The sequence below is a fragment of the Enterococcus sp. 7F3_DIV0205 genome (genome assembly GCF_002141365.2).
Lineage (GTDB): Bacteria > Bacillota > Bacilli > Lactobacillales > Enterococcaceae > Enterococcus_L > Enterococcus_L palustris.
This window is the reverse complement of sequence record NZ_CP147244.1, coordinates 2,765,888-2,784,693: the sequence shown is the minus strand read 5'-3', so window position 1 is coordinate 2,784,693 and position 18,806 is coordinate 2,765,888. Positions and strand designations below refer to the sequence as shown.

The 18,806-nt window shown below is 36.1% G+C and carries 16 protein-coding genes and 1 other annotated feature; of the genes, 3 read left to right on the top strand and 13 right to left on the bottom strand.

Features of this window, described 5'->3' with window-relative positions; translation table 11 throughout:
• Positions 1–5 precede the first annotated feature (5 nt).
• The 5 genes from A5821_RS13025 to A5821_RS13005 form a co-directional block, all read right to left on the bottom strand.
• On the bottom strand, positions 6–1,652 hold the full coding sequence (locus A5821_RS13025; RefSeq protein WP_170923039.1) for a peptide ABC transporter substrate-binding protein: 1,647 nt from the start codon (positions 1,650–1,652) through the stop codon (positions 6–8).
• A 382-nt stretch (positions 1,653–2,034) separates the two neighbouring features.
• Positions 2,035–2,269 (bottom strand) — a binding site (T-box leader).
• Between the two features lie 194 nt (positions 2,270–2,463).
• Positions 2,464–3,429 (bottom strand): siderophore ABC transporter substrate-binding protein, encoded by a 966-nt coding sequence (locus tag A5821_RS13020; RefSeq protein WP_086315181.1) that lies wholly within the window; start codon positions 3,427–3,429, stop codon positions 2,464–2,466.
• Between the two features lie 104 nt (positions 3,430–3,533).
• On the bottom strand, positions 3,534–4,292 hold the full coding sequence (locus A5821_RS13015; RefSeq protein ID WP_069639184.1) for an ABC transporter ATP-binding protein: 759 nt from the start codon (positions 4,290–4,292) through the stop codon (positions 3,534–3,536).
• A complete protein-coding gene (locus A5821_RS13010) occupies positions 4,289–5,257 on the bottom strand; it encodes an iron chelate uptake ABC transporter family permease subunit (RefSeq protein WP_086315180.1) in 969 nt (322 codons plus the stop codon). Before A5821_RS13010 ends, A5821_RS13015 begins: the two co-directional genes overlap by 4 nt.
• Complete coding sequence (locus A5821_RS13005) at positions 5,254–6,201, bottom strand: ABC transporter permease (RefSeq protein ID WP_086315179.1); 948 nt, start codon at positions 6,199–6,201, stop codon at positions 5,254–5,256. The genes A5821_RS13010 and A5821_RS13005 overlap by 4 nt, the downstream gene beginning before the upstream one ends.
• Before the next feature lie 338 nt (positions 6,202–6,539).
• Here A5821_RS13005 and A5821_RS13000 point away from each other — a divergent pair, with 338 nt between their 5' ends.
• Positions 6,540–6,992, top strand: coding sequence for a YueI family protein (locus A5821_RS13000; protein WP_086315177.1), 453 nt, complete (start codon positions 6,540–6,542; stop codon positions 6,990–6,992).
• 179 nt (positions 6,993–7,171) lie between these two features.
• On the opposite strand, the gene A5821_RS12995 is transcribed toward A5821_RS13000, so the two are convergent.
• The 5 genes from A5821_RS12995 to gshAB all read right to left on the bottom strand — a co-directional run bounded on the left by A5821_RS12995 (position 7,172) and on the right by gshAB (position 14,164).
• Entirely contained in the window at positions 7,172–9,178 is a 2,007-nt protein-coding gene (locus A5821_RS12995; protein ID WP_086315174.1) for an ABC transporter permease, read from the bottom strand.
• 3 nt (positions 9,179–9,181) lie between these two features.
• Positions 9,182–9,940, bottom strand: a complete 759-nt coding sequence (locus A5821_RS12990) for an ABC transporter ATP-binding protein (protein WP_086315173.1) — start codon at positions 9,938–9,940, stop codon at positions 9,182–9,184.
• A 122-nt stretch (positions 9,941–10,062) separates the two neighbouring features.
• Positions 10,063–11,055: a sensor histidine kinase gene (locus A5821_RS12985; protein WP_086315170.1), complete on the bottom strand. Its 993-nt coding sequence runs from the start codon at positions 11,053–11,055 to the stop codon at positions 10,063–10,065.
• A 5-nt stretch (positions 11,056–11,060) separates the two neighbouring features.
• A complete protein-coding gene (locus A5821_RS12980; RefSeq protein ID WP_086315167.1) occupies positions 11,061–11,738 on the bottom strand; it encodes a response regulator transcription factor in 678 nt (225 codons plus the stop codon).
• A gap of 155 nt (positions 11,739–11,893) precedes the next feature.
• Positions 11,894–14,164, bottom strand: coding sequence for a bifunctional glutamate--cysteine ligase/glutathione synthetase (gshAB, locus tag A5821_RS12975; RefSeq protein WP_086315161.1), 2,271 nt, complete (start codon positions 14,162–14,164; stop codon positions 11,894–11,896).
• A 217-nt stretch (positions 14,165–14,381) separates the two neighbouring features.
• Here gshAB and A5821_RS12970 point away from each other — a divergent pair, with 217 nt between their 5' ends.
• Positions 14,382–14,876 (top strand): cysteine hydrolase family protein, encoded by a 495-nt coding sequence (locus tag A5821_RS12970; RefSeq protein WP_086315159.1) that lies wholly within the window; start codon positions 14,382–14,384, stop codon positions 14,874–14,876.
• Positions 14,877–15,075: 199 nt separating this feature from the next.
• A complete protein-coding gene (locus A5821_RS12965) occupies positions 15,076–15,954 on the top strand; it encodes a YitT family protein (protein ID WP_086315157.1) in 879 nt (292 codons plus the stop codon).
• A 311-nt stretch (positions 15,955–16,265) separates the two neighbouring features.
• On the opposite strand, the gene A5821_RS17605 is transcribed toward A5821_RS12965, so the two are convergent.
• The 3 genes from A5821_RS17605 to A5821_RS12955 all read right to left on the bottom strand — a co-directional run bounded on the left by A5821_RS17605 (position 16,266) and on the right by A5821_RS12955 (position 18,792).
• Positions 16,266–16,352, bottom strand: a complete 87-nt coding sequence (locus A5821_RS17605) for a type I toxin-antitoxin system Fst family toxin (protein WP_139844076.1) — start codon at positions 16,350–16,352, stop codon at positions 16,266–16,268.
• Positions 16,353–16,728: 376 nt separating this feature from the next.
• Positions 16,729–17,964 (bottom strand): signal recognition particle-docking protein FtsY, encoded by a 1,236-nt coding sequence (gene ftsY / locus A5821_RS12960; protein WP_086315153.1) that lies wholly within the window; start codon positions 17,962–17,964, stop codon positions 16,729–16,731.
• Positions 17,965–18,792 carry a Cof-type HAD-IIB family hydrolase gene (locus tag A5821_RS12955; RefSeq protein ID WP_086315151.1) on the bottom strand — a complete coding sequence of 276 codons (828 nt, stop codon included), beginning with the start codon at positions 18,790–18,792 and terminating at the stop codon, positions 17,965–17,967.
• Positions 18,793–18,806: the final 14 nt, after the last annotated feature.

Below are 18,806 nucleotides of genomic sequence, written 5' to 3'. Positions count from 1 at the left end.
ACTGATTAATCTTCTAAATAGGCTGTTCTCAGATTGAAATAATCACCATATAAGTGATAGCTGATTCCTTTGATTTTTGGATTGATCAAGTAGTTAGATGCACTTTGATAAAGCGGTACTTGCGCTGCATCTTGATCTAGTAAAATATCTTCTGCTTCTTTGTAGTTATCAAATTGTTTACTTGGTTTATTGGCATTCACTGTACGTGCATCTGTGATCAATTTATCATAGTCAGTATTTTTATATGACCCATAATTATAAGCAGATTCTCCAGCGTATAAATTAAAGTAAGAATCTAAATCACTGCTACCTGCGATCCAACCAGATAACGATAGTTCATAGTCTTTATCTTTACGCGTTTGTAAAACATTATTTTTTGGTTGCGCATTGATTGTGATTTCGATACCTTTTAAGTTTTCTTGCAATTGACTTTGGACATATTCTGAGATTTTCTTTCCATTATCATCGTCAGAAACTAAAAGCGATAACTTGATTTTATCGCCTAAATCAGCTTTGGCTTTTTCCCACTCCACTTGCGCTTTTTTCACATCATGAACTAAATGGTCACCACTAAATTTTCTAAAGTCTTCAGAAGTTTCAGGATTTTTGTACAGGTTACTTGGAATCAAGCCATTTAATGGTTTTGATCCATCGTTTAGCACGTTTTTCGTTAAGGCTTCTTTGTCGATTGCTTGGGCAATTGCTTTTCTAAGATGGATATTTGCTGGCGCTGTTCCTTCTTTTTTATTGAAATCTAAATAATAATTGGCGACGTCTGAATGTGTGACATAGCCAGCATCGTCACTGTATTGTTGGACATATTGACCACTGATCCGAACTAGATCCAACTCATTTGACTGGTATAAATTAATCCCTGTATTCTCTTCTTTGATTGTATTCACTTTGACTTCTTCTAGTTTTACTTTATCGGCATCATAATATTCAGAATTTTTCTTTAATGTCCATGTATCTGATGATGCATCCCAGTTAGTTAAGATAAACGGTCCACTATAAATCAAATGGTCGCTGTCTGTCGCATAATCTTTGCCTTGTTTTTCCACATAAGCTTGATTTTGTGGTGCTAACCAACCAATCGATACGACTGTTAAAAATGATGGCTGTGCCTGTTCTAATGTAACCTCAAATTCTTTATCACTTGGTGCTGCAAGACCAATCTCATCAATAGTTTTCTCACCATTGCGGATGGCTTTGCTGTTTTTTACATTATCTAATAAATAAGCATTTGGTCCGATCGTTGCTGGTGTTACTAATTTTTTCCACGAATATAAGAAGTCTTGAGCTGTAATTGGTTCGCCGTTACTCCATTTTATGTTATCTTTTAATGTAAATTTATACGTTAAACCGTCTTCGCTGATTTCTGCTTTTTCTGCTAGTCCTGGAATTGGTGTACTGTCGTCATCAAAACGATACAGTCCTTCAAAAAGATGCTGAACGATCGTGAATGTATTTTTATCCATTGTTTGGGTAGTATCTAAAGTTGAAAGTGGTACTGGTGAGCTGATTTTGATTTTTTGACTTGTTGCGATTGTTCCTTCTTCACTCTTTGTTGTTTCTTTTTTGTCGTTGCCCCCGCATGCTGTTAATAATAATCCCGTTAATACTGCACTTACGACTAATAACTTTTTCTTCATTTTGTTTCCCCCTTCAGTATCTGTATACATTAACTACTCCTACCTTTTTGTGTAGATGTCAGAAAAGCTGAGTATTGTTCATCATCGAATCACTTTGTTCCTCCTGTTTTACAATAATAAGATCAAAACGAAGACCCGTGATTCACTAGTATGGTAACTTTTCTCCCGTTGGTCGCCAAGTATTGTTCATCATCTACTCTGGCGGAGCCAATCGTAGTCCTTCAATTATTTGAGCTTTAGCTCTTAGAATTTGATGCGATTGGAACACCATGTAGTGATTCACTAGTATGGTAACTTCTCTCCCGTTGGTCGCCAAGTATTGTTCATCATCTACTCTGGCGGAGCCAATCGTAGTGATTCACAACAAAAAACTCTCATCCTATAAAAGGACGAGAGTTTTATACTTTCGCGGTACCACCTTCAATTGACTTTATAAAAAGTCCACTCTTTCAGTACAACCATACTGAGGCGCTGTAACAGGCGCACCTGAATTGATCTCAATATATTCGATCAATTTGTTCAAAGGCCATTTTCTTTTCCATATTCACTGTCTCTTCCCACCATCCGAGACTCTCTTTGAGTTATCTGAAAAATACTTTCCTCATCTTCACATTTAATTTTAATAGATAATGTATTACAAGGATTGTAGCATAAAGAGAGAAGAAGCGTCAATATAGGTATTAAAATTTATTGATCAAGCACTATTCATTTTTCATTAGATAAAACCATTAGAATTTATGTATTTAACAAAAAATAAACCTACATTCAATTTTCTGTTAGATAATATGAATGTAGGTCTATTCTGTTATTTTTATTTCAACGCTTTCTGTACATCTTCAATCATCAAGTGTGTAGATTCTAATCCGCCACCACTTAAATACCAAACGTCAGGCTGTAAAGAAATGACTTTATCATTTTTACCAGCATTTGTTTGTTTTACTAATTCATTATTTTCTACATTATCATTTGTATCATCGCCACCGATAGCTTTTGTACGGTCAACAACAAATAAAATATCTGGATTTTTTTCTAATACATATTCATACGAAACGCTTTGACCATGAGTAGATGCTTCAATTGCATCATCTGCTTGTTTGAAGCCAAATGTGTCGTGAACGATTCCAAAACGAGAGCCTGTTCCATATGCAGACAGTTGCCCTTCATTTACCAGAACAACTAAAGCTTTTTGATTACTTGCTTGTGCTTTTTCTTTAACATCTGTAATTTCTTTTTCTAAATCAGCGATTTTTGTTTTTGCCTCGTCTTTTTTATCAAAGATTTCAGCTAATGTTTCGATGTTTTTCTTTGTGGAATTCCATGTGTCTTTAGCATCCACTGATAGATAAATTGTTGGTGCAATTTTACTTAATTTATCTTGGAAGTCTTGTTGGCGACCAGAAATAATGATCATGTCTGGTTTAAGTTGATTGATTTTTTCTAAATCAGGTTCTTTGATTCCACCTGCTGATTCTACTTTTTTATAGCTATCTAAATATTTAGGCAAGTTTTTTGTTGGTGCACCGATAACAGTCTCTCCAACACCTAGCGCATCCATTGTGTCTAGTGAACCATTATCAAATACAACAACTTTTTTAGGATTCTTAGGAACTTCTACTGAGCCATTTGAATCGTTTACTGTGATCGTTGTTGCTGCATCAGAACTTGATTCTTTTGAAGCTGAACCGTCTGTTGCTTTTTTCCCGTTGTTACCACATGCACCTAAAGTAAGAAGTGCAATCATTGATACTGTTGCAATTGCTAAGAATTTCTTTTTCATTTTATTTCCCCCAGTTTAATTAATGTTTTTACATTTTTTCTACAATAGATTAAAGTTTTTTTTCTATTAATTTTCTCAAAGGCTGAACAACGCTCTCCGCTTTTCTAATTAAAATACATACAAAATCGTTTTCCTTCAATTTCACAAATTCGGATGTTCATATCATAAAGCTTATTCAACACTTCTGATTGAATAATGTCATCTGTACTACCATGAGTAAATAATCGACCATCTTTCATCGCGACGATCTCATCTGCATAACTTGCCGCAAAATTGATATCATGTAATACGATAATGACAGTTTTACCAAATTCATCCACCAAACGACGTAACGTCTGCATCATTTGAACCGCAAAGTTCATATCTAAATTATTCAGTGGTTCATCCAGTAAAATATAATCCGTATCCTGCGCTAAAACCATCGCAATATACACTCGCTGTAATTGCCCACCTGACAATGTATCGATCAGTTCATCTGCTAAATCTAATAGCCCAAGATTTTCCATTGCTTCTTCGACTTTTTCATGATCTTCTTTTTTCAAACGCCCTTTACTATAAGGAAAACGCCCAAAATTAACTAGCTCTCGAACCGTAATTTTCAGATTGATACCATTCGTTTGTTTTAAAATCGATAGCTTTTTAGACAGTTCACTTTGTTTCCAAGTCTTTACTTCGTTATGATCTAAATAAATTTCACCCGTATCTTTTGGAATCAAGCGACTCATCATTGAAAGCAACGTACTTTTCCCCGCTCCATTCGGACCGATAAACGCAGTTAATTTTTGCTCTGTAATTGGCAATTGAACCTCTGAAACAACAATCTTTTCACCATATCTTTTTGAAACATTTTTGATTTCGATCATCTGCGCTGCTTCCTTTCACTAATAATCTTTCCAACAAAATAGACACCGCCGCCAAATTCGATCACAATACTTAACGTCGTATTCAACTGAAACACTTGCTCTACAAGAAACTGCCCAAATACTAGTAATAAGATCGATAATAAACTACCACCTAAAAATAACTCACGATGTCGATAGGTACCCATTAACTGATAGCTCATATTTGCCACAATGAATCCAAGAAAAGTTACAGGACCTACCAAAGCTGTCGAAAGTCCAATCAATCCACTAATGACCGTCAACAATACAAACTGAAACCTAGGAACATTGATCCCTAGACTGGTCGCTTGCTCATTTCCTAAATGCAACACATCCAGCGCATGACTTTTTATCCATAAGAAGCCTACCAAAAGTGTGATCAAAACACCTGCAATCAAGAGATGCTGACTATTTACATTACCAAAACTGGCAAATAATTTCCCTTGCAATAAATCATATTCATTAGGATCCATCACAACTTGTAAAAAAGTACTGATACTATTGAAAAACGTTCCTAAAATAATTCCGATCATCAACAATAAAAAGAGATCATTACCGCCCTTTTTCAATAAGAAACGAGACAACATAGTACTCGCACTGACCATCAATAAAACGTTCAAAAGAAATGTCGCGATTGTTTCATTCCCTAAAAGCTGCTGTCCTCCTAAAAAAAAGAACAGTACAGTTTGAATAAAAACATACAATGAATCCAAGCCTAAAATATTCGGCGTTAAAAAGTGGTTCTGCGTCATCGTCTGAAAACTAATCGTCGAAAACGTCGCAGCGATTCCAACGAAAGCAAAAGCTAATAACTTTTTCCCTCTAAGTTCTAAAGCAAAGGCCCAATTCCCATATGTCTTATAGGATAGATACAAAGCACAGACTGCAATCACGGCTATCAACAATGCAATAATTTTCACCGCGGATGACTGGAAGAATTTTTTCATGCTGTTTTCCTCCTCATCAGTAATGCGATAAAAATAAAACTACCTAAAACGCCTACTACGACGCTGACGGGCACCTCATAAGGTGCAATCACCACACGAGCTAACACATCACATGCTAGTAAAAAGATACTTCCGCCAACTGCTGTGATCGCCAAAGTGTTTTTCATATGATCGCCATAACGCATGGATACAAGATTAGGAACGATCACGCCTAAAAACGGAATATTTCCTACCATGATCAAGACGACCGCACTAGATAAAGCCACAATGCCTAAGCCAAATAGCTGAATACGCTGATAATTCAAGCCCAGATTTGTCGCCATATCTTCTCCCATGCCAACTACGGTAAAACGATACGCAAAAAGATATGTGATAATCAATAACGGAATCGTCAGATAAAGCAACTCGTAATTGCCTTTCATCACTGTAGAAAAATTTCCCTGCAGCCAAGAAGACATATTTTGAACTAATTGAAATTGATAGGCAAAAAATGTCGCCACTGAACCAATGATATTCCCAAACATCACGCCGATCAGCGGAATCATAACTTGATTTTTTGCAGGTAAAAAGCGTGTTAAATAAATAAAAACTAACGTCCCGCCAAAAGCAAACAAGAAGGCAATAAAGGATCTGAATAATAATGGCGCGCTAGGAAATAGAATCATGACAACTAAAATCCCCAAACGTGCACTATCCATCGTCCCTGCCGTACTAGGCGAAACAAATTTATTCTGTGTTAAATGCTGCATGATCAAACCAGAAATACTGATCGTACTTCCTGCAATCACTAAACTGATCGTCCGAGGCAGCCTTGTTGTTAACAAAACTAATTGTTGCTGTGAATCCCATTGAAATAATTGTGTCAGAGAGATATCTTTCACTCCGACAAAAATCGATGATACGATCAAAAGGAGTAAGAGAACAAATAGGCCTATTTTTTTCATATACTTGCTCCGTTTTTCTACTTGCTAGAATGAAATACCCAAAATTAAACTCAGCTTGCTTCGCTTTTCTTTTTATCTAGCTTTACAAACTACTTCCTCTGAAAAAAGATAAAACATACGCATGCCAGAGAATGGCACAAGATTTTTGTTCTACCTTTCTAATTGAGAATGATTTTCATTCTTACTTCTTAGTCTATGCGATGTTATGAATAAAAGCAATACTTTTTTCGCTTTTATCCATTCTCAATTAGCGAAGAAATACAGTTCTTCAAGGCGCTTCTCACTTGTTCTATGCTATAATTTGAAATAAGACTAGATGGAAGCAGGTTAGATAATTAATGGCACAAGATGACTTACAGAAACATTTAGATAATGCAATGTATGGCACCCCGCTACTAAAACCAGAAGAACAACGCAAGTATATGGGTACTTTCCGCGAGCGTTGTTACTTGACGATGACGATTACACAGATGAAAAATACAGAAGATAAAGCGAATTTCTTAAAAGAATTGGCAAAACATCCAGATGCTACTGTTTTGCTGAATGGGGCGATGGAAATGAGTTTACAGGCGGCTTATATCAAATTGATCAATGAACAACAATTATCCTTTACCGTGGTCAATGATTTTGTTGAAAATACACCGGATGCTTTGGGCTTAGTTTTCACAGCTAAAGAAGCCGTGAATGAAGAAATAATCGATATTGAACAAAAATATCCAAAACAAACTGCTGAAACTTCCGAAACAGAACAATCAAAGAAAAGTTTTTGGCATAAATTATTTCGTTCTTAAAAAAGAGGTTGGGACAGGAGTGTTTAATCCCGAGAAATAAGAAGGAATTCACGAAAATTGCTCTTCAAATTTTTGTGAATTTCAGCTTATTTCCGATAAGATTGCTTTTGCTCCCACCGTTTACCTGGATTCCATGTGAGTGGGATATGACTCGAAGAGTTATGTCCCACTCTTTTTATCTACCTCTCGACTAACTGATAATATACCTTCGAGGTACGCCAATAAATCACAAAATAACCTAATGAAAAAATCAACACACACCCAACAGTTGTCACAAATAATAAATTAGCATTCATTAACCCAAATAGTACCATCAGCTTCTTAATGATCGGAAAGGCAAAACTTAAATGGATCACAGCAACAATAATCGGTAAAAAGAAAACCAATAAAATTTGATGCTGAATCGCTTTTTTTACCTCTCTATGGCTCAAACCAACTTTTTGCATGATCGTAAAACGTTCACGGTCATCGCTGCCTTCCGAAACTTGTTTATAATAAATAATCAGAGTTGTTGCCACTAAGAAGCTGACCCCAAAAATAATTCCTAAGAAGAAAAAACCGCCGTATAATGAACGCATTTCTTCTCGGTCTTTATCGATCGACGTTACTGACAACGAGCGTTCTAAATTCTCATCGCCATTTGCCGCTACAATCTCTTGAAATTTTCCTTGTAATGCATTCGATACTTTGATCCGTTTAACCAATGTACCTGATACTTCAAAACTTACTATAGAAGCAGGGGTTGGTACAAATTTGAAAACAGACTCTTTGAATTCATCTGCTATTTCAGTATAAAACGATGTTGTCGCTGTTTCATCTGGTATCACGAGAATAAGCGAACCTAAAACTGCGTCTTCTTCTTTCGGAGCAAATATAAATTGCTCTAGCGTTTTTTTCACTTGGAATTCTTTACTACCGATCGTGATACTTTTTTCTTTATAATTTCCAGTAACTGGGTAAACAAACACTTCGTTTTTCGCTAATGTCAATGTTTTATCTTCTAAACGATTGTATTCACTTAGTGCCAAAAAACGAATCCCAACGACTTTGTTATAATTTGAAAAAGCTTCTTTTAAAGGCTCAAATGAATCATCTTGTTGCTTCAGCGTAACTAAATTACCTGAAAGTGTTACGTATTTAACATCTTTAACTGCTGATCTTTGTTTTTTTACTTCTTCATGGATGATTTTTTTGGTTTCTTCCATGGGTAAAGCCACTTCCACAGAATTTTCAAATGGATTTCTACTTTGGATGATTTTTTCCTGCCCAATATACAAGCAAACAGTAGAAGAAATTGTCACTAATGCCATCGTACATAAAATAGAAATCGTAGCCAAACCTGCGCCATTTTGCTTCATTCGAAAAATCATACTAGAGATCGAAATAAAGTTATCTGGCTGATAATAGAATTTTTTATTTTTCTTCAATACCTTTAATAAAGTGATACTACCTGCGATAAAAATACTGTATGTACCAATGATCACTAAAACTACTGCAATAAAAAATTGTGTCAGTGCTTCTACTGGTGATGTGATCGTCACAGAAATACCATAGCCAATTCCCAAACAAATAATTCCCGCTACACTAAACAACCATTTAGACTTAGGTTCTTTCTCACCAGAACTTCCTTGCCCGAACAATTCGATCGGTTTGGTTTTTCTGACTTCCCATGTGTCATATAAAAACGTTACTAAAAAAACACCTATAAACAATAACGTGACTTGTCCTAGGGATTCAACAGAAAATGCATAGACAAAATCAGCACCAAAACCCGTTAGACGTTTTAAAATCAAAAACATCAACTTAGATAAAATAGCCCCCGCTAGTAACCCCACAAGCAACGTAATAGCTAACGTTATCAGATTTTCAAAAAACATCATCACAGTTAGATTCTTCTTATCCATCCCTAAAATATTGTACAGGCCTAATTCTTTTTTACGACGTTTCATTAAGAAACTATGCGTATAAAATGTAAAAACTACCGTGAAAATCATAATAATTTTATTTCCTAAGTCAAACATCACTTTCAATGACTCTGCCCCTTGCAAGTGATCCAGCCCTTGATTATTCCTCATAATTTGCATGATCATGTTTAACACGACCGTAAAAATTGCCGCAAGACAAAATGGGAGGTATACCGCACGATTTTTCTTAATATTGCTATAAGCTAAACGTAGATATAACATAACTTAGACTCCTTTCGACAGCAAAGTCGTCATTGTTTTTGAAATATCACTCAATAGCTCATCTTGCGTTTTTAAACCACGGTACAGTTGATGAAAAACTTGACCATCTTTAATAAATAATATTCGATTGGCGTGACTGGCTGCTATTGCGCTATGTGTAACCATCACGATCGTTTGTTTTTGCTGATTGACTTCTTGAAATAACTCTAACAAATTTTCAGAACTTTTCGAGTCTAAAGCGCCTGTCGGTTCGTCTGCCAAAACTAACTGAGGTTTTGTGATCAGTGCCCGTACCGCAGCAACACGCTGCTTTTGCCCTCCAGAAATTTCATAAGGGTATTTTTCTAATAACTGGTCAATGCCTAACGTTTTTGCTAAAGGTTCGATTCTTCGAGTCATTTCTTTGATATCCATTTTAGATAAGACAAGTGGTAAAAAGATATTGTCTTTAACAGAAAAATTATCTAACAAATTAAAATCTTGAAAAACAAATCCTAGATTTTCTCGACGAAATGCAGCTAATTTCCCTTCTGGTATCTCTGTAATATTTTTGCCATTTAGCGTAACAGTTCCGTTAGTCGGCATATCCAATGTTGCTAAAATGTTCAACAATGTACTTTTACCTGAGCCAGATTCCCCCATGATCGCAATATATTCCCCTTCTTCTACTTGAAAAGAAACGTCTTTTAATGCGGTCACTTGATTACCGCTAAATCTTGTTTGATAGATTTTTTGAATATGATTTACTTCTAATATTGCCATTACAATCGCCCCTGCCTATAATTTATCTACCTATTCACTATAAACAAAAGAGCAAGCAAAGAATACTTACACTTTGCTCGCTAACCTTACAATGAGGTAAGGATTGGCTATAAATAACTCCGTCATTCGATATCAAATATCTTTTGAGTAAGGTTTAGACTGACTTTTGTACCCATTCCTACCTCTGATATAAGAGCGATTTGATGACCTAATTTGATTAAAATTTCTTTACTCATAAACAAGCCCAATCCTGAAGCGTTTTGATATGTTCTCCCATTAAATCCCGTATAGCCGCGCTCAAATACCCGTACAGCATCTTCTGGTAAAATTCCGATGCCAGTATCTTCAATAATCAATTCAGGCTGTGGCTCCTCATTCATGTAAATCCTTATCCCACCTTGATTAGTATACTTGATTGCATTAAATAGCACTTGCTCAAGTACGAATTGCAGCCACTTTTTATCACTAATAATCGTTTGATTCGTCGGGTCCAATGAAAATGTCAGGTTTTTATGAATAAAAAAGACAGCATATTTTTTCACTGTGTCTTTAACCAGTTGATCTAAGTCGATCTCTTCAAAAACAAAATCCGTTTCTGTATGATTCATCCGTAAATACTGCAACATCATATCCAAATATTGATCAATTTTAAACAGTTCTTGTTTTAAAATATCTTGATCCAATTGATTTTCCTGCATTTTTAAATTCAATACGGCTATCGGCGTTTTTATTTGATGACTCCACATACTATAATAATCCATCAGCTTCTGATTAGACGCTTCAAGGCTCCCTACTTCTGTCCGATATTCTTTGTCCAGTACCGTCACCAAACGTTCATATTCTTTATCCAATAAAGAATATCCGCTTTTTTTCTGAGAAGGATATAATTTAGGTGCTTGAATCCCTTCTTTCAATTGTCGATATTTCCTGAGATAAAAATAAAACTGCACCCCCATTGTCACAATGATCAATAAAATAGAAAAAAGAATCGCATCAGAATACGCAGAAAATGGAATCTCATAGAGAAAAAAGGTCAATGCGAATAGTCCGACGATACCTAGATACGTAATAAGCGCTAAACGCTTATCAAATATGTAGTAGAGAAATAGTTTCATACCATTTATCCTCCCTTACCTAAACGATAACCTTTACCTTTTTCTGTATATATCTGTTGATCCAAACCAATCTCAGCTACTTTTTTTCTTAAGCGGGTCATATTGACTGACAATGTATTCACATCAATAAATTCTTCACTTTCCCATAATTTCTCCATGATTTTTTCTTTTGGTACTAATTTTTCAGGTTGCTGAAAAAGCATTCCTAAAATTTTAGATTCATTTATTGTAAGCGCGATTGTTTGCCCCTCAAATCCAACTTCAAATGCTTCTAAGTCTAAAATAAATCCATTGTAGTTCAAACTGTGAGTTGTCGGCAACATATCACTTCGACGCAAAATTGCTTGGATTTTTGCAACTAATATTTGTAAATCAAATGGTTTGGCGATAAAGTCATCTGCCCCCATATTCATCGCCATTAAGATATTCATATTGTCATCAGCTGACGATAAAAAGACAATCGGTACCTCTGTTTGTTTTCTTAACTCACTACACCAATAAAACCCATTATACAAAGGTAGGGAAATATCCATCAAAACAAGGTCAGGTCGGTACTGTAACACATCCACCGCCACATTTTGAAAATCCCCAGCAACTCGAATATCGAATCCCCATTTTCTTAAAAAAGCAGCAACTGTTTTTGTAATTTGTACGTCATCTTCCACTATATAAATTTTTTTCATTGTGTCCTCCAATACTTCATAAGCGCAATATTGTGCAACTTCTTACAATCCTCTTTCTTTTATTGTGGGAATTAATTATGCATTTGTCAAATCATTTTTTAGAAAATAAAATAAGAGATCAAAAAGCAATTAGCCTTGATCTCTTATACTTAGAATTATTCAAATACCTCTGGATACAACATCTTAAGCACATCCATCGTCAAATGACGTCCATTACCTGAATGCGGATAAGCATGCATATGCATCGCTGGATTAAAGTTCGCTTCTATAATTCCATACGTACGACTATTCTTCATTCCTTTGACCGATTTATCTGGAACGATCAAGTCGATCCCACAGATCTTTGCCCCTAAAGCTTGGACTGCTTCAATCGCAATTTGTTTATAACTATCATCGAAATTATCCGTTACATCGATTGAATCGCCGCCCGTGCTGACGTTAGAATTTTCCCGCAAATAAACGATCTGGTCTTTTTCCGGCACAGAAGTTGTTAAGAGATTTTGCTCTTTTAGCATCAAACGCTCTACATCCCCCAATTGAATCAGTTCTAATGGTGAGCGATGGTGGGTTCCTCTTAAAGGATCAAGGTTCTTTTCTGCTACCAACGCTTCAACCGAACGAATCCCATCACCAACAACATTGGCCGGCACACGCAACATAATAGCACGTACTTGGTCATCTAATACAAAGAAACGGTATTCTGTCCCTGGTAGGAATTCTTCAATCAACACAGCTGAATCTTCTTTAAAAGCTAATTTTAATGCTTCTGTGTAATCAGCTAATGAAGCTCCCTCTTTAAAAATCGTGATTCCTAAACCATAATTTGTTGATTTCGGTTTGATCACAAAGGCTTTTTCGGCGTATTTTACATACGCTTGTTCTGCTTGCTCTATCGCATCAAACTCATCTCCACCTGGTACGGTAAAGCCAGCTTCTGCCAAAACTTTTTTAGTGACGGTCTTATTCTCCATAATCAAAGGAACAATGTAGCTATCTTTACTCGTCATATTCGCATTTTTCACATATTCGATATGATCGTTGTGTTTGAGTTTTAAAAATTGTTCTGCTTCATCTAATAATTCAACTTCTACACCTTTTTGGATGACATCAAATAAAAATAACTGCGTCGATAACTCCATATTTCTAAAACCAGCTAATTGATACGGTCGTTCAAAAGCCATTCCTTGATATTCTTTTCCGAAAATAATCCCCAATTCTTGATTTGAATTGCTTTCAATGATCGTCCACATTTTTCCAGCAATCGTTAAATCGGGTGTTCTTAATTGCGCGCGATGGACTTCCAATGATTTTTTCGATCTGAATAAACCTAATGCTTCAATCATCTCATCCATTTCCGCAAAAATACGGTCACCTTCCGCTAAAAGCTTCACTTGAGAAAAAGGATGGCCTAAGGCTACTTGCTCATTTAAGAAGTCGCCTGTCGCTACCCAATCATTCGGCGCTTCTTTTTCATCCGTCCATAGTAAATACAACATAAACAAATGAATGAACTCAAGCGATTCTTCATCCACACCTAATGGCGCAAATGGATTTAAATCTAGATTTCTAAGTTCGATATAACGAATACCCGTTTTAGGTAAATCAGCCATTTGCTTGCCACCACGTAAACGAACAGCTGAATAAAATTCTTTTTCTTCAGATAATATGCCGTTTTCAACCATTCGGTGAATGTCATTGATATAGTGTTGCAATGATTCGTAAGAAACTTTAACGTCCTCATTATTTTTATAACCAAACGAACTGTTGCGTAAACTTCTAACAGGCTCTTTCGGACGCTCTTCTCGATCCGTAAAATAACCAGACTCACTAACAGGAGACGCACCAAATAGATACGTGATCAGCCATCGGTAACGTAAATAGTTCCGTGAGACTTTCATATATAAAATATTTTTGAACTCTTCAATCGTTTCATATTCTGTTTGTGCTGAGAAAAGCTGCTCTACTAATTCGATGTCGTATTCAAAATTAAAATGAATTCCACTGACCATCTGTTTACGTTTGCCATATTCTCTTGCTAAATAACGACGATACAAAATCCCTTCAAACTGGTCTAACTTAGCGATTTTGATCTCTTCATCTTTTAATGGCAATTTTGGCGGCATACTTAACGGCCAAAGCATCTCATGCTTATTCATCGAACGCAATGCTACATCATGAATCGCTGCAAGATAGCGCATCATTTCATGAATAGAATTAGCCACAGGTGTGATCAACTCCATTTGAGACTCACTAAAATCGGTTTGTATGTATGGATGATAAGAACGATTTCCTAAAACCTCAGGATGATCCGTCGTCGCCAATTGACCATCAAATGTCGTACGCTGGCTTTCTTTTTCTAATCCAAATCGCGCAGCCATTACATATGGGCGCGCATTTTTTTGCTGTAACAACTCTTTAAATTTCATACTGTCGCCTTTCTTCCCCGTTATTATTCCATTACTCATCATTATATAGAAAAAGAGAAGTAAAAAGAATATTTTAGCTTAAATTTTGTCAAAAAGAATATAAACTTTCTTAATTTGTCCAAACAGAGAGTGCCTCATACTTTTTTTATCTGCGCTCTCTTCTTTCAAGTCACTGAACTTCATTGTATACTAGAAAGACAAAATGAAGGAGGACATCATGAATACTAAAGCTTTGATTGTCATCGATCTCCAAAACGGTCTAGAAAATGAAGGAACTGGTTTATTTAACCTCACTAATCTATTGATTGGTGTAAATCAACGCATTGCAGATTACCGCAAGCACCATCTACCCATTGTATTTATCCAGCATGAAGATGTTGAGTTAGTTGTCGAAAGCCGCAAATGGCAGTTATTTGATCAACTTGATGCTAGATCTTACGACTTTTATGTCAGGAAAACCCATGCTAATTCTTTTTTTCAAACGAATCTAAAAGAATGTTTAGATAAACTCTCCGTCACTGAACTTGAATTTTGTGGTGCTCAGACAGAATATTGTGTTGATACTACGATCCGTATGGCTCATGGTTTAGGTTATACTTGTTTCATGAAACGAGGTTTAAGCACGACACTAGACACTGATTTACTCGATGCTAAAACAATCATCCAGCACCATGAACATTTATGGGATCAACGATTTTTAACCTTTATTTGATTAAATAGCTATTGTTTTTTTTGTTCCCTCTAATTTTACCATACTACTCAACTAAAAAATTAAAATTATCTCATGATATATTCTAGTCATTCGTGATAGTATAACTAGGGGATATTTGTTGAACTATTTTTCTTTTGCTCTTATTATTCGTTTAACGATGAAATACCCGATATTCTTTGACAATGGAGGAACGTTTTACATGAAATTTACGAAAAGACAAATCCACGATACGTTATACGTGACGATTGGTTCTTTTATTTTAGCAGTATCGATCAATTCGATTTTACTGCCAAACAAGATCGTAGCTGGAGGCGCAAATGGTATCAGTGTGGTAATCAACTATTTGTTCGGCACCAACCCAGCTTTAGTTTTATATGCAATCAACTTACCGTTATTACTGCTTTGTTTTTTACTTTTAGGCAAAGAAGTTGGGATCAAAACAATTTATGGTAGTCTGATCTATCCGTTTTTTGTAGGTGTTACAACTCATTTACCTGTACTGACCCATAATATTTTCCTCGCAACAATCTTCGGCGGTATTTTGACAGGGATTGGGTTAGGGCTAGAATTTAGAGGAAATGCTTCAACTGGCGGAACAGCGATTATTTCTCAAATCGTGAATAAGTACTTCAAAATTTCATTAGGTGTATCGATTTTATTTGTGGACGGTCTGGTGATTTTGTCAGCTCTATTTGTTTTCAATACAGATACAGTACTCTTTTCTCTGATTTGTTTATACCTTATTGGACGAGTGGTCGATATGGTTCAAGTTGGCTTTGTTCGTTCGAAAAATGTCATGATCATTTCACCGAAATATGCGGAAATCAAAGAGAAAATCTTAGTCGATATGGATAAAGGATTAACGATGGTTCCAATCGAAGGTGGCTATCAAAAAAATCCAAGCATGTTGATGATGACGGTTATTAGTGAAAAAGATTTTGCAAAGATCAAAGAGAATGTCTTGGCGATTGATGAAGAAGCGTTCATTGTGTCAATGAATGCGAGTGAAGTTTTTGGTAAAGGATTTAGTTTGAAGAAAATTGCTGAAGATTATGGGATCGAAGCGAATAATTTGTAATAGAAAAGCGAAACAAACCGTTTAGCTCTCATCAAAATTAGGAAATCTTTGGAAAGATGTTCTTTGTCTTTTCAGAGATTTGTCTATTTTGCTTGAGGGCTGATTTGTGTAGCTAGATCAAAAAAGCGAAACAAAGCGTTTAGCTCTCATCAAAATTAGGAAAATAGTTTGGGAGCGCATCTTTTCCTCTATACAAAATCTTCTCTTAATGATATAATTAGTTTGCATACAAAAAGCATAGAGTACACTAAACCCCAGGAGAGTCTGATTCTCCTGGGGTTTTTCGTGGGCTAATGCCGCCATATTTTGTTTTACTTCTTCTTTTTGGTATTTAGCCAATACTCAAATAAAGAGATCAATACTCCTACAAGAAGTGGGCAAACAAATGCTAAAAACATAGAGTACACCTCCTTTCAGTCGTAAGACTGGCGGATAGGCGACATATTAAAATACGCTAGTTTGCTCCGATCACATTATTTTTTACTATTGAGCATTAGATGCATTCAGCCACTGACGTTTCTCCCCTAATTCTAAATCTCCTTTTTTACCGAATATAATCGACTACTTGAAAAAGAAGCAATAAAAATGATAGGTTAGATCAAGAAAAAGGCTGCAACTGATTTTATTAGAAAGTGAGCACTACACTTCTTCAATATTTTCCGTACATATAAAAATGAAGCTCCTTAAATCAAATAAAAAAACAGCCTTTGAATAGTCATCTATTGACGTATTCAAAAGCTGTTTTTTAATTCAAGCTACGCTATAAACTCGCTTTTAATCTTCTTCTTTCAACAATCCTTTAAACAATCCAATCGCAAAATCATTTGCATCAAACGGCTCTAAATCATCAATGCCTTCACCCAGTCCCACTAGTTTTACTGGTAAGTGCAACTCATTACGAATGGCTAAAACGATCCCACCTTTTGCTGTCCCATCCAGTTTAGTTAAGACTAAACCTGTGACATCGGTCGTTTCTTTGAATTGCTTTGCTTGTGACATCGCATTTTGTCCTGTTGTAGCATCTACTACAAGCAAGACTTCATGCGGTGCATCTGGCAATTCACGCTGAATCACGCGCTTGATTTTTTCTAATTCGTTCATCAAATTGACTTTATTTTGTAAACGTCCTGCTGTGTCAACAAGTAAGATATCCGCATTCTCAGCTTTAGCACGGTCTACTGCATCAAAGACAACTGCCGCTGGATCACCACCTGCATTTCCTCGGACAACTTCTACCCCAGCACGTTCGCCCCAAACAACTAATTGATCGATGGCTCCTGCTCTAAAGGTATCTGCGGCTGCCATTAACACTTTTTTGCCGTCTTGTTTGAATTCATGCGCTAGTTTACCGATACTGGTTGTTTTACCTACTCCATTTACACCGACAAATAACATGACAGTTAATCCTTTTTCTTGAATATTCAGCGCATTATTTTCTTCAATACCTTCTGCTTCGTACAAATCAACCATTTTCTCAATAATTGTATTTTGAACAGCAGCTGGTTTTTTCACGTTGCGTAGTTTCACTTCTTGACGTAAGGATTCTGTGATTTTAATCGCTGTGTCAAAACCAACATCTGCGCCAATCAAGGTTTCTTCTAATTCTTCAAAGAAATCCTCATCAACTGATCGGAAATTCGCGAATAATTCATTCAAGCGTTCACCGAACGTTTTGCGGGTTTTTTCTAAGCCCTTTTCATACTTTTCTTGGACGATGATTTCCTCTTCTTGTTCCTCAATAATTTCAGGATCAACCAGTTCTTCTGCTTGGGTAACAGGATTTACTGTAATCAGAGGGTCGATTTCTGGTTCTCGTTCTTTTTCAGGCTCTTCTGCTGCTTCAAAAGTCTCCTCTTGTACTTGCTCTAGTGATTCCGTATCAGCTTGTTTTTCTTCTGGCATCACTTCTTCTTGAACGGGCTCTATGACTTCTTCATCTGTCTTGATTTCAGCAGGTGGTGTTTCTTTTTCGTTCATAAAGGCTTTTTTTATTTTATCGAAAAATCCCATTTAATTCCCTCCTCTCAATGGTTCTAAAACAAATTTTTCAACGGCTTGTGCAACACCATCATTGTCGTTCGTATCTGTAATAACATCTGCCAAGTCTTTCACCTTAGCGACAGCATTTTCCATCGCTACACCAAGTCCTGCATATTCGATCATCGGCAGGTCATTTTCTTCATCACCGATCGTCATGATTTCTTCTTGTTTGATGCCTAAATCTCTGGCCAATAAAGAAATTCCATAGGCTTTTGTGATTCCTTTAGGCATAAATTCTAGTAAATTACTTCTCGTTTTGATGATTTCATAACGGTCGTAAAATGGGGTAGGTATCTTTTTGATTTGCTCATCTAGATACGTTTGTTCTACCGCAACAACTGCTTTATTGTAAATTTTATCAGCTGTCAATTGAGCTAATTCGTATGACTCATATGTCAGTAATTTATTTAGTTGACTATATAAAGATTCATAGTCCTGTGTCGTTGGCAGTTGCAAGACAAGTCCATCAGACAAAATATCCAGAGGTACATTTAACGATGTAGCCAGCTCAAATAAATCGTGGATATTTTCCAAAGGCATGGATGATTTTTCAATGATTTCACCTGTATCATTTTTTTGAACTAATCCGCCATTAAAGGTGATGCTGTAATCGCCGTTATCTCGCAAATTTAAAGCGTCTAAATAAATGCCGATAGCAGCTAACGGTCGACCTGTACAAATGACGATTTTAACACCTGCAGCTTTAGCTTGTGTTAAAGCTTCTTTATTTCTCGAAGAAATTTCCTTCTTACTATCTAGTAATGTGCCATCTAAATCGATAGCGACCAGTTTAATCAACCCAATTTTTCCTC